This window comes from Pseudomonas sp. 4CAES_32.4 (assembly GCF_058136335.1).
The window spans coordinates 2715141-2730117 of sequence record NZ_CM176882.1; the positions used below are offsets into that span (position 1 = coordinate 2715141).

General features: G+C 58.9%; 13 protein-coding genes and 1 tRNA gene. 8 read left to right on the forward strand and 6 right to left on the reverse strand.

The window, feature by feature from the left end:
- Positions 1–17 precede the first annotated feature (17 nt).
- From AC3Y64_RS12240 to AC3Y64_RS12255, 4 genes are all read left to right on the forward strand, one after another.
- Positions 18–1139, forward strand: a complete 1122-nt coding sequence (locus AC3Y64_RS12240) for an agmatine deiminase family protein (protein WP_489987646.1) — start codon at positions 18–20, stop codon at positions 1137–1139.
- 49 nt (positions 1140–1188) lie between these two features.
- The gene (locus AC3Y64_RS12245; protein ID WP_489987647.1) at positions 1189–2214 is read left to right on the forward strand and encodes a GlxA family transcriptional regulator; all 1026 of its coding nucleotides are present in this window, start codon (positions 1189–1191) and stop codon (positions 2212–2214) included.
- A 399-nt stretch (positions 2215–2613) separates the two neighbouring features.
- Positions 2614–2979 carry a DUF6124 family protein gene (locus AC3Y64_RS12250; RefSeq protein WP_122595685.1) on the forward strand — a complete coding sequence of 122 codons (366 nt, stop codon included), beginning with the start codon at positions 2614–2616 and terminating at the stop codon, positions 2977–2979.
- A 112-nt stretch (positions 2980–3091) separates the two neighbouring features.
- Positions 3092–3448, forward strand: coding sequence for a DUF6124 family protein (locus tag AC3Y64_RS12255; protein ID WP_489987648.1), 357 nt, complete (start codon positions 3092–3094; stop codon positions 3446–3448).
- 53 nt (positions 3449–3501) lie between these two features.
- Here the strand turns inward: AC3Y64_RS12255 and AC3Y64_RS12260 are convergent, their stop codons facing one another.
- Positions 3502–4530, reverse strand: a complete 1029-nt coding sequence (locus AC3Y64_RS12260) for an alpha/beta fold hydrolase (RefSeq protein WP_489987649.1) — start codon at positions 4528–4530, stop codon at positions 3502–3504.
- A 320-nt stretch (positions 4531–4850) separates the two neighbouring features.
- Here AC3Y64_RS12260 and AC3Y64_RS12265 point away from each other — a divergent pair.
- Positions 4851–4925, forward strand: a tRNA-Gln gene (locus AC3Y64_RS12265).
- A 114-nt stretch (positions 4926–5039) separates the two neighbouring features.
- Here the strand turns inward: AC3Y64_RS12265 and AC3Y64_RS12270 are convergent.
- Both AC3Y64_RS12270 and AC3Y64_RS12275 read right to left on the reverse strand, forming a co-directional pair.
- Positions 5040–7028 (reverse strand): peptidase U32 family protein, encoded by a 1989-nt coding sequence (locus tag AC3Y64_RS12270; RefSeq protein WP_489987650.1) that lies wholly within the window; start codon positions 7026–7028, stop codon positions 5040–5042.
- A 494-nt stretch (positions 7029–7522) separates the two neighbouring features.
- The gene (locus tag AC3Y64_RS12275; protein WP_489987651.1) at positions 7523–7903 is read right to left on the reverse strand and encodes a RidA family protein; all 381 of its coding nucleotides are present in this window, start codon (positions 7901–7903) and stop codon (positions 7523–7525) included.
- 138 nt (positions 7904–8041) lie between these two features.
- On the opposite strand from AC3Y64_RS12275, the gene AC3Y64_RS12280 reads away from it, so the two are divergent.
- From AC3Y64_RS12280 to AC3Y64_RS12290, 3 genes are all read left to right on the forward strand, one after another.
- Positions 8042–8848 (forward strand): GNAT family N-acetyltransferase, encoded by an 807-nt coding sequence (locus AC3Y64_RS12280; RefSeq protein WP_489987652.1) that lies wholly within the window; start codon positions 8042–8044, stop codon positions 8846–8848.
- Between the two features lie 3 nt (positions 8849–8851).
- On the forward strand, positions 8852–10360 hold the full coding sequence (locus AC3Y64_RS12285; RefSeq protein ID WP_489987653.1) for a hypothetical protein: 1509 nt from the start codon (positions 8852–8854) through the stop codon (positions 10358–10360).
- Between the two features lie 186 nt (positions 10361–10546).
- Entirely contained in the window at positions 10547–10960 is a 414-nt protein-coding gene (locus AC3Y64_RS12290; RefSeq protein ID WP_489987654.1) for a cupin domain-containing protein, read from the forward strand.
- 14 nt (positions 10961–10974) lie between these two features.
- Here AC3Y64_RS12290 and AC3Y64_RS12295 read toward each other — a convergent pair whose 3' ends face one another.
- From AC3Y64_RS12295 to AC3Y64_RS12305, 3 genes are read right to left on the reverse strand one after another with little or no spacing between them, the layout of a single operon-like run.
- Positions 10975–12450 (reverse strand): family 16 glycosylhydrolase, encoded by a 1476-nt coding sequence (locus tag AC3Y64_RS12295; protein ID WP_489987655.1) that lies wholly within the window; start codon positions 12448–12450, stop codon positions 10975–10977.
- A 3-nt stretch (positions 12451–12453) separates the two neighbouring features.
- A complete protein-coding gene (gene galE / locus AC3Y64_RS12300; RefSeq protein WP_489987656.1) occupies positions 12454–13509 on the reverse strand; it encodes a UDP-glucose 4-epimerase GalE in 1056 nt (351 codons plus the stop codon).
- Positions 13510–13539: 30 nt separating this feature from the next.
- Positions 13540–14958, reverse strand: a complete 1419-nt coding sequence (locus tag AC3Y64_RS12305) for an oligosaccharide flippase family protein (protein WP_489987657.1) — start codon at positions 14956–14958, stop codon at positions 13540–13542.
- Positions 14959–14977: the final 19 nt, after the last annotated feature.

The window sequence follows — 14977 nt, forward strand, 5'->3', positions numbered from 1 at the left end:
TTACAGGAATACACAGCATGTCGACTCGTCGTGAGTTCATCAAACAAGTAACGGTTGCCGCGAGTGTTGGCGCTGCATGCATGGGCCTCGGCCTGTCGCCGGGCAAAGTGCTCGCCGCCGCGCAAGGCCGCTGGTTCATGCCCGACGAGGGCGACAAACATGAGCGCGCCTACATCGCCTTCGGCGCGCAAGACGCGATCTGGGAAGACTTCACCGAAGACGTCCAGGAAGCCCTCGGCCGCATCGCCCGTGCCATCGCCCGTTATGAGCCGGTCACGGTGTTCTGCCGCAAGAACGAACGCAGTATTGCCGAAGAATTCTGCGGCACGCGCAACATCACCTACGTCACCGCCGCACTCGATGACATCTGGATGCGCGACATCGGCGCCAACTTCGTCATCGACGATAAGGTTGGTCTCGGCGCGGTGGACTTCAACTTCAACGGTTGGGGTGGCAAACAGCAGCACAGCAAGGACGCGAAAATTGCCGCGCTGGTCGCCGACGACGCGCAAGCCACTTACATTCGCACCGAGTTGGTGGGCGAGGGCGGCGGCATCGAAGTCGACGGCCACGGCACCGGGATCATGACCGAAAGCAGCTGGATCAACAGCAACCGCAACCCTGACTGGAGCAAGGCTGACGTCGAAGCGGAACTGAAAGATCGCCTCGGCCTGCGCAAAATTATTTGGTTGCCGGGGATCAAGAACAAGGACATCACCGATGCCCACGTGGATTTCTACGCACGTTTCATCAGGCCCGGCGTGGTGATCGCCAACCTCGACACCGACCCTGAATCCTACGATCACAAGGTCACTTTGGCGCACTTGGAGATCCTCAAGAACGCCACCGACGCTGACGGTCGCAAACTGCAGGTCCACACGATTTCGCCGCCGCTGAAGCCGCGCAAAAGCAAGTTCAATCAGGACAACCCGGACTTCGCTGCCGGTTACATCAATTACTTCGTAATAAACGGTGCGGTCATCGCCCCGGAGTTCGGCGATAAAGCGGCAGACAAAAAGGCCTACGACCTGCTGTTCGAACTGTATCCGCAGCGCGAAATCGTCCAGCTCAACATCGATGCGATTGCCGCTGGCGGGGGTGGAATCCACTGCGTCACCAGCCATCAACCGCAGGCGTGATTGACTCTGACGCGGATCAAGCCAACTATCGGCGCATAACAACAGACCGATGGACTCGAACTTGATCGAACGACGCCAATTCAGCGGAGGCATGAAGGGGAAAAACCTTCGCTATCTGAATGAACACAGCGCTGCTGACCCGCTGCTGACCCGCACCGGTTTTCTGCTGCTGGAACACTTTTCACTGCCAGCATTTACCCAGGCGCTGGACACGGTGGTCACCACTAATTTGCTGCGTCCGGGATTGTTTTCCTCGCGCACGTTTGGTTTGGGCGACGGTGAAGTTATCAGTGATCTGGGACTGGTCATCCGCCCCGATGCACGGCTTGAACTGTCTGCGCTTGATGAACTGGATTTGCTGGTGGTGTGTGGCGGTTATCGCACCGAGTTGCGCGCCAGTGACGAATTCATCCATTTGCTCAAGGCTGCGGCGGAGCGCGGTATCAGCCTCGCCGGGTTGTGGAACGGCTCGTGGTTCCTCGGCCGTGCCGGATTGCTCGACGGCTATCGCTGCGCGATCCACCCGGAACACCGCCCGGCACTGACCGAAATCGCCAAAACCACCCACGTCAGCAGCGAACCCTACGTGATCGACCGCGACCGCCTCACGGCGTCGAGCCCGTCCGGGGCGTTTCACATGGCGCTGGACTGGATCAAAAGCCTGCACGGCAAAGCCTTGGTCGAAGGCATTGAAGACATCCTCGCCTTCGAGGAATCGCGTTACCGGCGGATCAAACCGGACGAGAACATCTGCGTCAGTGCGCCGCTGCGGGAAGTGGTGAAACTGATGGACGCCAACCTGGAGGAGCCGCTGGAACTGGAGCAACTGGCGGTATACGCCGGACGCTCTCGCCGGCAGTTGGAGCGTTTGTTCAAGGAACAACTGGGCACCACGCCGCAGCGCTATTACCTGGAACTGCGGATTACCGAAGCGCGGCGTTTGTTGCAGCACACCGAATTGTCGCAGGTGGAAGTGCTGGTGGCTTGCGGGTTTGTTTCGCCGAGCCATTTCAGCAAGTGCTACAGCTCGTATTTCGGCTACAGGCCTTCCAAAGAAAAACGGCTGGTGAAATAACACCAGCCGTTTACCGAAGGGTTCTTAAACACCTATGCGCACACGCGTTTAAGTTACACGCACTGTTACGCCACAACGGCTACAACACCTTGCGCCGTTGCCTACGCGTACGCCAGAATCCGCCGGCTTACGCGCCTTGAGGCGGGCTGTATCGTTTCCCGGTCACTGCAAAACAGTGATCGGGTTTGGTAGCCCGTTTCTCGACAACCGTATGGCGTCACACCTTATGCAGTCTCTTTTTTGGGGCTCAGTTTTTATATGGTGGCCATGCGTGGGGCCCTTTCGGGGGCGCCGGGTTTTTCCTGTCTTGACCGGTCTACCAACCCACGTGTGGCCGCCACCCTTCGTTTGGTAGCGAAAGTGACGGCTCTTCAATTCTTTCAAGACAACGAGTCCTTTATGTTCAAAGTCACGCCAAACCCGCCAGAAACCGATCCAATCCCCTACGACGCTTCGCTCGAACCTCAGAACATCAAAGAGGCCACCGAACGCGCGATCAACTTCTACCTCAGTCCCGGCTCGCAGAAGCTCTCGATACCGAACCGCAAGAGCGGCAGGATCTACGTTATCGACCCCACGGTGGATAACGAGACGTTGCTGGTCGAGGCGTCTGAAACCTTGTCTTCCGCCAGTGACATGGCCCGTGAGCTGGCTGATTCGATCGACAGTTCCCAGCGCAAGAAGATGCTGATCCTGCAACAGGTGATCATGCTCAGTGAGCTGGTGGTCGGTCGAGTGCTGGATAACCAGCGCTTGCCGCACTAGTTGCGCTGCAGATGAGTGAGGGGGGCGTGCCTCTCTCATTGCACAGAGGCGTCCATGCTCGCGACGCCTCACGCCTTCTATCAAAGTACCTTCTTGTCTGGAGTTTCAGCTGATGTCACCGCTACCCGAACCGCCGGTCACCGATCCGGCATCGCCTTACGTATCACCTCATTCAAGAAAGCTTCACGAAGCGGCAGAACGAGCCCTTGACCATTACCTTCTGCCTGCCGCGATCATGGCCGAGCCCTATACGGCCAGCACGCTGTTCATGGTCAATCCGCAGTCGGACGCTGAATCTTTGCTGACCAATGCCAGCGGATCGTTGGCATCTGCTACGGTCATGCTCGGTAATTTTGCAGGCGTACTGGAGGGGTCAAACCGCCATGCCTTGCTCGGCATTGCGCAAGTAGTGATGTTGGGGGAGTTGGCCGTGAACAAGGCGTTGGATCTTGTGGTGCCAACGGAGTAATCGCAGACGTTAATAATCAAGCAGTCAGCCTTGGCGGCTGACTGCTTTTTTTTCTACAAATGGTCGGCGTCGATCACAGCCTTGGCAAACGCCTGCGGATCTTCCTGCGGCAGGTTGTGGCCAATTCCGCCATTGATCAAACGGAACTGATACTTGCCGGTAAAACGCTTGGCGTAATCCTCCGGCGCCGGATGCGGTGCACCGTTGGCGTCGCCGTCGAGGGTGATGGTCGGTACGCTGATCGACGGTGCGGTGGCGAGTTTCTGCTCCAGTGCGGCGTATTTCGCTTCGCCCTGCACCAGGCCCAGGCGCCAGCGGTAGTTGAACACGGTGATGTCGACATGATCGGGGTTTTCCAGTGCCTTGGCGCTGCGATCAAAAGTAGCGTCGTCGAACTTCCATTGTGGGGAAGCGGTTTGCCAGATCAGTTTGGCGAAATCGTGGGTGTTCTTCTCGTAACCGGCGCGGCCACGGTCAGTCGCAAAGTAGAACTGATACCACCACTGCAACTCAGCCTTGGGCGGCAGCGGGTTTTGCCCGGCAGCCTGATTGCCGATCAAATAACCGCTGACCGAGACCAACGCCTTCACCCGTTCCGGCCACAGCGCCGAGACGATGTCCGCCGAACGCGCGCCCCAGTCATAACCGCCGAGCACCGCTTGCTTGATCTTCAGCGCATCCATGAAGTCGATCACATCACTGGCCAGCGCCGCCGGTTGGCCGTTGCGCAGGATGTCTTTGGAGAGGAACTGCGTATCGCCGTAACCGCGTGCATACGGCATCAACACCCGATAACCCTTGGCCGCGAGCAACGGCGCGACTTCGTCGTAACTGTGAATGTCGTAAGGCCAGCCGTGCAGCAGGATCACCACCGGGCCGTCTGCGGGGCCAGTCTCGGCATAGGCCACGTCGAGCACGCCAGCCTTCACATGCTTCAACGGGCCAAAGGGCGAGGGCGCGGAATAGCTGACGGCCGCAGGTTCCACAGCTTGCGCTTGAACGCTAGCGACAGCGCCGAACAACGACAAAGCCAGAATCGACAAACCGAACGCGGTGTTGCGGGTATGCAGTGCCTTTTTCATGCTGACGTCTCCTGTGCGAACCTTTGGCCGAGGGGTCTTCGTGAACCCTTGAAACCTTGGGTGCATTTGAGCGTGGGGACGTATCCGGGCTGTGTCGAAAACGGGCGTTGTTGAAAGGAGATGTATCGGTAGGGAGCGTGTACACACTGTGATACATGACGGCAAAACGGGCCCGCTGACGGGAGCCATTCAGGCAAAAATAATAAGTAGCTGTTTTAAAACAAAAAATATTTCACTCCGCGCTTCCCAAAGCAAAAAAACCTTGGTAAATTGCGCCCCGTTCTCACAGCGAACCTAACGAAGTAGCTGGAAAGAGCAGTAGGGGCGTCGCCAAGCGGTAAGGCAGCAGGTTTTGATCCTGCCATGCGTTGGTTCGAATCCAGCCGCCCCTGCCATATTCGAAAAAAACGCCAACTTCTCAAGAAGTTGGCGTTTTTTTATGCCTGCGATTTGGCCTGGCTTGGTGATATAGGCGTGCGCGGCGCCGAAGCACCGCGCACGCCGTCCACTCAGTGCGGTGCGCGCGGAATGGTTTTCATCAGGTCTTCGGGGCTGATGTGGCCGACCACGCTGCCCGGTTGCGGCAGGTTGAGGATGTGGCCTTTCATCTTGCCGATGATGTGCATCTCGCACGGCTTGCAATCGAACTTCAGCGTCAGCACTTCATCGCCGTGGATCAACTGCATCGGTGCAACCTTGGTGCGTACGCCTGTCACGCCTTTGGCCTGCTTCGGGCACAGGTTGAAGGAGAAGCGCAGGCAGTGCTTGGTGATCATCACCGGCACTTCGCCCGGCTCTTCGTGCGCTTCGTACGCCGCGTCGATCAGCTTCACGCCGTGACGGTGGTAGAAGTCGCGCGCCTTCTGGTTGTAGACGTTGGCGAGGAAGGTCAGGTGCGAATCCGGGTACACCGGCGGCGGGCTGGTTTCGGCTTTACGACCGCCACGCGGGTGAGCGGCAACACGGGCGGCGGTCAGGTTCTCGATCACTTCACGGCGCAAGGCTTTGAGCTGCGAGTTGGGGATGAAGAACGCCTCTGGCGCATCCAGTTTGATGTCGGTGGCGTGGTACTGCGTGGTGCCGAGCTGGCCGAGCAGATCGCGCAGCTGTTCCAGCGCTTGCTCAGGTTTGTTGGCCACACCGAACGGACCGGGCAGGGTGATGCTGGCACTGATGCCTTCTTCACTGGTGGCGGTGACTTCCAGCTGCTCTTCACGCAAACGCGCGACCCAGCTCAGGGCCACGCGACGCTCGGAAGAAGTCTTCTGCAGCGCCTGTTGCCAGTTGTGATCGAGGTTGCGATTGAGCGGGTGATTCGGGCGCAGCTTGAACAGGCCTTCGGGCATTTCGTTCGGCTCGACGCGGTAGCGGTAGCGCTTCTCGCCGTCTTCTTCGAACTCGCCTTTGGCTTCGGCGATGTTGGCGCGGAAACCGACCACTTCGCGTTTCACCAGCACGTTCAAGCCGTCACCGTTGGACAGCGGCTCCTGGGTGACGACCTGCATATCGCGTTTGCCGACTTTCTCGACGGTGCCCACTGGCAGACCGGTGAAGGTCGGCGAGTCGAAAGCGCCGATGTCGATCTTGCGATCAGTGACGAAGTAATCAGTGCTGCCACGGTGGAAAGTCTTTTCCGGGTCGGGCAGGAAGAAGTGCGCAGTACGGCCGCTGGAGGCGCGGGCCAGGTCTGGGCGATCTTCCAAAACTTCGTCGAGGCGTTGGCGGTAATAGGCGGTGATGTTCTTCACATAGCCCATGTCCTTGTAGCGACCTTCGATCTTGAACGAGCGCACACCGGCTTCAACCAAGGCGCGGATGTTGGCGCTCTGGTTGTTGTCTTTCATCGACAGCAGGTGTTTTTCGTAGGCGATCACGCCACCCTTTTCATCTTTGAGGGTGTACGGCAAACGGCAGGCTTGCGAACAGTCGCCACGGTTGGCGCTGCGGCCGGTTTGCGCGTGAGAAATGTTGCACTGGCCGGAGAAGGCTACGCACAACGCGCCATGGATGAAGAACTCGATGGCGGCGTCGGTTTCGTCGGCGATTGCGCGGATTTCCTGCAGGTTCAGCTCACGGGCCAGAACAAGCTGCGAGAAACCGGCCTGATCGAGGAACTTCGCTCGCTCCAGGGTGCGGATGTCGGTTTGGGTCGAGGCGTGCAGTTCGATCGGCGGGATGTCCAGCTCCATCACGCCCAGATCCTGAACGATCAGCGCGTCGACACCGGCGTCGTACAACTGATGGATCAGCTTGCGCGCCGGCTCCAGTTCGTTGTCGTGCAGGATGGTGTTGATGGTGGTGAAGATACGCGCATGGTAACGGCGGGCAAACTCGACCAGCTCAGCGATTTCGCCGACTTCGTTGCAGGCGTTGTGGCGCGCACCGAAGCTCGGGCCGCCGATGTACACGGCGTCGGCGCCGTGCAGGATGGCCTCGCGGGCGATGGCGACATCGCGGGCAGGGCTGAGCAATTCCAGATGATGCTTGGGCAAGGACATAGTTTTTTTAGTCAGGCTGTCACGGTTAGGCGCGCATTCTAACCGCGAAACGCGCGCCCGGCACGCCTGCGCTGCCCGATGGCATTGCCGGGGTTATGTGGATGCCGATCCCCTGTGGGAGCTAGCCCTGCTAGCGATTGGGCCAGTGCAGCCAACATCTTGATTGCCTGAACGACCGCTATCGCCAGCAGGGCTGGCTCCCACAGGGTTATGTGGCGTGCCATCAATCTCAGCTACACCGTGAACCCCTGTGGGAGCTAGCCCTGCTAGCGATTGGTCCAATGCAGCCAACATCTTGATTGCCTGAACGACCGCTATCGCCAGCAGGGCTGGCTCCCACAGAGTTATGTGGCGTGCCATCAATCTCAGCTACACCGTGAACCCCTGTGGGAGCTAGCCCTGCTAGCGATTGGGCCAGTGCAGCGAACATCTTGATTACCTGACCGACCGCTATCGCCAGCAGGCTGGTTCCCACAGGGTTATGCGGTGTGAAATCAGGCCTTGGCGGCCATCGCAGTGACTTCCACCCGCATACCTTCAACGGCCAGCGCTGCAACACCTACGGCAGCCCGCACCGGCCACGGCTTGGCGAAGAAGCGCTTGTACACCGCGTTGAACGCGGCGCGGTCGGCCATGTCGGTGAGGTAGATGGTCAGGTGCATGACGCGATCCATCGAACTGCCGGCGCGTTCCAGTGCGACTTTCAGCGCTTGCAGGGTGCATTCGCTTTGCGCGGTGATGTCGCCCAGCTCCAGGCTGCCGTCGGCGCGGGTTGGAATCTGCGTGGAAACCATGATCCCGTTGAAGGTCGTGACGTCCGAGGAAATCGAGTCCACGTCTGGATCCGGGGTGAAGGTGATGTCTTGGTTGGCCATGCCGATCCCTTGTTTGAGCAAGTAAAGAGGGCGGCAGTTTACAGGTTCGTTGGCGCAATGGCCCGTTTGCACAATCGATACCATACTCCTGCGCGCAAGGACCGTCTTTTCAATTCATTTGGCTCAGGCAGACCCCCGATGCTTGCGATTCGCACCGATCAACTCTCTATTCTTGAACAAGAATGTCGTCGTCAAATCGCCCAGTCTGTGCTTGCCGAACTGCGACGTACGACGCCACATGCCGTCGCGGGGCTGTCGCCACGCGAAATCGATGATCGGCTGGAAACCGCGATCGCCAAATCCATCGTGCAGCAACTGGACGCCCGTGATGATATCGAAGCGTTCGTACGCGTTTCCTTCATTGTCGGATCGCACTTTGACGAGTACCCGCCGTTCAGAAAGACGCTGGCCAGTCATGACAGCCAATACCGGATTCCAGCGTTGTTTTCTCTTGCCTGCGCTGAGGACTGGAACAACGCTAGCCAGTTCGACATCGTCAGCCGTTACCGAAAGATGCCGGACCGTGTGGCGGTGTCGCTGACGCCTCTGCATGAACGTCACGCCGAGCCATATTGGCGCCAGGCAATGCATCCCGATGTCTGGCGACTCGGCCGGATGAAACCGATGATCGGTGTCGAAGACGTGCTGCAAAAAATTCGTGACCTCGATTCCAGCTCAACGATCGGGTTTGCCATCGTTGATCGAAAGGACCAATTGTTGGGCGCCATTTTTGCGGAGGGCGGTAATGAGGTCATTGGCGTTTCCTACTGGGTCGCGCGGCCAGCATGGGGGCAGGGCATTGCCAGTCAGGCACTGATCCAATTAAAGGCTATAAAGAACAGTGAAAAGCTGATGCTGACCATCGACCCCGGCAATTCACCGTCAGTTAAAGTCGCCACAAACTGTGGCTTTCATCAAACCGGTTTACTCACGTTCGTGGCTTGAAAAATGGAAAGAAGAGTTGAAACGACCCTCACGGATGATGTCGCTGGCCTTGTTAAAAATTACTGGGGCAAAAAAGATAGTGATCCCAATGCTAGTCAACTGAAAGCGCTGTTCAAACAAATGGACGGTGCCGCTGAGAAAGGCGCCTTGCCTGTCAGCAAGCAAATTTCCATTACCATCGAAGAGTGCCCCGATAAGGTGGCGAATGCCAAACGGCTTGAGGCTCTGATTGCGAAACAGAAGAGCCTCTATGAAGAGGCTTGTGCCATTCGCGATGAGGCGCGTGGTCAGGCCCGCGCGATCCGCAACGCAGCGCGCAAATTGCGGGATAAGGAAACGCTCGATGCATGCCCGGACATGTGTATTCAATTCCAGGATCTGGACTGGAGTATCTATTACCCATCAGGCACCAATATCAAATACCCGGATGTTCGCCAGATCCAGCCCAAGGTCTGCGGGGCAGGACTGGTTGAATACATGAAGCTTTTTGACCTGCTGCAAAGTCATCGCGAGCAATCTTGTTCATTTGATCCGCTTGAGTTGCCTGACTTCACAGCACTGATGGAAAAGTTTCCAACCTTGCCCGCCATTCTTATTCCCTCAAGCGGCAAGAATCGGGCATGGCTCGACGGTGTCAAAGATAACCCTGAGGAGTTTTGGTGGTATCGATTGGCGGGACAGGTGCCGGTTATATTTCTCGTTTCAAATGTGGAAATAGCCAATTACCGGGATTTCGAGAACGTTGGTGTCACGCTCGTTGGTTACGATGGTTTTGGCATGGGTTGTGGGCGAGCGGCGGGCGTCCGTGTGGCTGAGCGGCTCAATCGCCTTTGTTTCATGACCGATGATCGAACCCGGAATCTTTTTTATGGGGCGTTCGAGCTACCCGTCAATCTCGGTTATCTTCAGGATGTGGAGGAGTTGCAGGCGTTGCAGGCGCTGCTTCCCTGGATCAGCGGCGTTGCTCCCAAAGGCGAATTGAACATCCTGACTATCATCAATCCCCGGACGAGTGAAAAAGTAAGAGTCGGTTTTCCGAAATATTTCATCGCATCGAAAGAAGACAAAGCGCTCGCTCGCTATTGTGAAATCCTGCGGCTATTTGTCGGCAAATCGCGCGTGGGCCTGGATACCGGGCTGATGGGGGTCGAGTCGGAGGTCAAGGGGCATCAAGATTTCCCGTTTCATTTTCGAGTCGAGTTCGATGCCAACAATCCTGCGTATGTAAATGCCGCAGATACCTTTACTGGCGTGAAAGGCGACGAAATAAATAGCATGCTCAAATGCAACCACTACCAATCGCTGGGAGGCAGCCACGTATTAGATTGGACTTACCTCAACACTCATCAGCATTTCCTCAACCGATGGGACGCGATCAAAATGCAGGATTCTGCGATGTACCTGCTATTGGCGGAAATCTGCACCCAGTTGAAAGCCAAAAAAACTGCCAAAACGCTGAGCCCAGCGGACGGGAATGACGTCAAAAAGTACATCACGCCTTGGTTCAGTTGAAACCCGACTCAGTTCAGGACCTGGCTACTGACGCAGTGCCAGGGCGGCGAGTCGTTTGTATAAGCGTGTATCCAGACCCGCCCTGTACACACTTGAATAACCAACGGCGCTTCGGCGACACAATCTGCGTACACGCCGCGCTCAAAGTAGGGGCCATCACACCACTACGTTTGAGAGGGCCACACCGTGTACCGTCGATTGATTCTCGCCAGCGCTGTTGTATTCGCATCCCTGAGCAGCGTCGCCCACGCCGCCGATACCCAAGCCATGAGCTGGCAGCAAGGGCTGAGCCGCTCCGATCTGATTCGTCAGGATCTCGGCGCTGCCGACCGTGAGGTGGTTCAGGCGCGCATCGATTTCGACGCGGGGGTGGCGGCGCCCCGGCACGCGCACCCTGGGGTTGAGGTGGCCCATGTCATCAGCGGCGTCTTTGAGTATCAACTGGAAGGGCAGGCGCCGGTCACGCTGAAGGCCGGCGATTCGCTGTTCATCCCGGCAGGTGTCGCCCATGTGGCGAAAAATATCGGCAGCGAAAAGGGTGCGGAACTGGCGACTTACATCGTCAAGAAGGGCGAGCCGCTGTTGATTCTCAAGCCCTGAGTTGCCAGCAAACCTCAGGGCTTACGCTGCCAGACCCGCACGTAATCCACCCGAAATACCGAAGGCAAATCCCCATCGTCGACCACGCCAAACCAGTCCCACATCGCCTCGCTGTCGAAGACGATTTGCATGGGGAAGTGCCAGTGAGTGTTTTTCGCTTCCCTGACCAGCACGCCATCGACGTACCAGCGCAGCGTCTCGGGTTGCCAGTCGAAACCGTAGACATGAAAAGTGTTCGCCAGGCGCCACGGTGCTATCCAGGTGCTGCCGGCGCTCAGGTGTTCGCTGCTCTGCGGTGTGGCCCAGACGTGGGCGTTCATGTTGTAGAGGCGGTCGAAGGCTTCGTTTTTGGTCTTGCCGCCGATTTCGAAAATATCGATTTCGGTGGCGTTGTCCGGCAGGCCGGTCCAGGCCAGCCAGAAGGCGCTGGAGCCAGCGGAGTTCATCGGTTTGGCGCGGGCTTCGTAGTAACCGTAGAGGCCGCGTTCTTCGGTGCGCACCATGGCTGAGCTGTAGTCCTTGTAGCCCAGGCGCACGTATTTGTCGGGCAACGTCTGTTTGCGGAACGTGATGTTGAGGTTGCCGCTGCCGACCTTGGCATTCTCCGGCAGAAACAGCGCCGGTTTTCGGCCCAGTGAGTCGGTGCCGGTGGCATCGTTGACGTGCCAGCGAGCGGCGTCGAGTGTGGTGCCGTTGAACTCGTCGGACAGCCGCGTATCGCGCTGCCAGCGCCCGACGTTGGCTTGATCCGATAGCGGCAAATCAGCGTGGGTCGGCGTCGGCGTGGGGCCGAGCGCGCCGACGCGGGTCCAGGCATCGGCCTGTGGCGGGATGGCGATTGCCCATTTCTTCGCCAGGTATTCGAACACGCTGCGGCGCTCATCCTGGCTGCTGAACGGGCGGTCATACACCAGCACTTCGGCGATATCGCCACGGAGGATTTCCGAGGTGCCGACGACATTGCGCGCCACCGCGAACGGGCCAATCGGTACATCCTGGCTCTCCAGAAAGGCCAGGGTCGGCTCGTACGCCGTGGTCTGTTGCACGCTGATGCCGAAGTTCGGCGCGACGTTGTCGTTGTCGGCCAGCTGCGGTCGCGAACTGAATAACCGTTGCCAAGCCTTGCCGCCGGCCTGCTCGGGCAAACGCCGTGACACTACGAACACCGTGACCGGGCCTTTGGCGGTGCGAATCGCTTTGCCGAGAAAAGCCGCCGTGCCATTGAAACGCACGACGGCTCGACCGTTAAGGGCATCGCTCACGCGCTGCGGCAAGGTCGCAGCCTTGGGGTTGTCGACGTCGACATCGTGGCCCTTCGCCGATTTATCGCGCCAGCGCACGATCTGATTCTGCGCGTCGAGGGTCATGCCTGCCGGGTCGTCAGCATCCAGCCACAGCACCAGGCCAGCGGCAGTCGGTCGCTCAAGCGCCGCATGCGCACCGGTGTTCAGCACAATCAAGGCAAGCAGCAACCACGGTAATCTGCTCATAAGTCATTTCATGCCAACGGCGAGCAGCGGCGCCGGCTGCGCGCTGTAGCCCCGAGGGTTGTTGGATTGCCAGCGCCAACTGTCGATCAACATCTGTGTCAGATCACGCTGGGCGCACCAGCCCAGTTCGCGCTCGGCCTTGCCGGCATCGGCCCAGCATTCGGCCACGTCACCGGCGCGGCGCTCGGCAAAATGATAGGGAATGCTGATGCCGGTGACGTCTTCAAACCCGCTGATGATTTGCAGCACGCTGTAGCCGATGCCGGTGCCGAGGTTCCAGATGTGCAGGCCTGGCTCAGCCTGCAGCATCTGCAAAGCCTTGAGATGACCTTCGGCCAGATCGAGCACATGAATGTAATCGCGAACGCAGGTGCCGTCCGCCGTTGGATAGTCGTTGCCGTACACGGTCAGCGCGGACGACAGGCCCATCGCGACCTGCGTCAGGCAGGGCAGCAAATTGGCTGGCTGACCGTTGGGCGCTTCGCCGAGCTGGCCGCTCGGGTGGGCGCCGATCGGATTGAAATAGCGCAGCACCGCGATGTTCCAGCGCGAATCCGCGAGCGTCAGGTCAGTCAGCAATTCTTCGATCATCAACTTCGAACGTCCATACGGGTTGGCCGGTTTGCCGGTTCCCAAGGCCTCGACGATGGGCGTTGTCGCGGGCTCGCCGTACACCGTCGCCGAGGAACTGAATACCAGATTGAACACATGCGCCCGGGCCATCGCCTGACACAGGTTGAGGGTGCCGACGACGTTGTTGGCGTAATACTCCATCGGCCGTCGTACGCTTTGCGCCACCGCTTTAAGCCCGGCGAAATGCAGCACCGCATCAATGTCGTACGTGCTGAAAATCTCGTCGAGCAGCGCCGCGTCGCGGATATCGCCTTCGATGAAATCGATGTTCGAGTGACTCAACTGCGCCAGCCGCGCAATCGACTCGCGACAGCTGTTGCTCAGGTTGTCGAGGATCACAACCGAACGCCCGGCCTCGACCAGTTGCAGGGCCGTGTGCGAACCGATGTAACCGGCTCCACCAGTGATCAGAGTGGTTTTGCGCATGACGACGTGCTCCAGTGTGGAAAAGGCAGGTCAGCGGGCGGTGAACACCAACTTGAATTCTTGCGGCCAGCGCGGATGCAACAGGCTGTAGACCAGCGCGTAGGTCAGCGTGCCGACAGCGACGTCGCCGGCCAGATGCAGGTAACCGGACAAGCCCGAATGTGCGGACGTCCAGACCACGGCAGCGGCCATCACCGAGGAGGCGACCATGCTGCGGTAACCGGATGCGAAACAGGTGCGCCAGTGATAGCCGATCGCGGCGTGCAGGCCGCGTATCTGCAGCGGCGTAATCAACAGCATGCGCAGCAGCAGCGCCCATGCCGCCGCGATGCCGCCAAATGGCCCACCGAGCAGGTACACCAGCGCCAGCGCCAACAGCGTGGTGAAGACCTCGGCTTTAAGCGTCAGGTGCGTGCGGTTGACCGCCACCAGCGCGGTGGTCGCATACAGCGCCAGATTGCCCAGCGCCGCGGTGCAGGCCAGCACTTGCAGCATCGGAATCGCGTCGGCCCACTTGGCACCGAAGATCAACAGGATGATGTCATTGGCGGTCAGGGCGATGCCGAAAAACAGCGGCGTGAGGACAAAACCGCTGATGGCCGTTGAGTCGCCGATCACCCCGATCAACCGCGCGGGCTCGGCACTGCGCCGGGCAAACACCGGCAGGGCATAGCTCATCAAACCGTTGTAGATCGCCGAGCGCGGCAGGTCGATGATGCGCATGGCCAGGTTGAACATGCCCACCGCGTGGGCGCCGGCGGTGATGCCCAAAATCACATTGACCCCGCGCTGCAGAGTCTGCGAACTCATGACGTTGATCGCCACCGGCGTGCCGGCGCGCAGCAGTTCACCCAGGACCTGACGGTCAATGTGCATGGGGATGCGCTGGCGGGCGTTGCGCATCAGCACCACGGTCGAGATGCAGTCCATGATCAATGCCTGGGCAATCACCGCCCATGGCCCGAAACCCAGCAGTGCGACAGCCACGCCACCCACGCCGCCGGCAATTTTGCCGAGCAAGGTGCGCGAGGCCAGCAACTTGAAGTTGCCGCTGCGGCGCATCTGCGCCACATAGACCCGCGCCATCAGCGTGAACAGAATCTTCACCGACGCCACCGCCGTCATCCAGCGCAGCTCGGTGGACGTGGTGTAGAGCAGTGCGCCCAGCGCGATCAGCAGAATCGACGCAAAACTGACCAGCACCGCGAACCAGAACACGCTGCTGACGTGTTTTTCTTCCAGGCGCTGCAAGCGCACCAAGGGATCTTCGAGCATCGAGGAAAACAGGATGCCGACCACTTCGACGATGGCGATGATCACCGTGCCGACGCCCAACTCCGTGGGGGTCAACAAATGCGCGTAGACGACGAAAGTGATCATCGAGAGGAAAATCAGGCCAAATTTTTCGGTGAAGATCCAGATCAGCGTCATCAAACGGTGATTGGCCATGGGGCAAGACCTGTGCGAA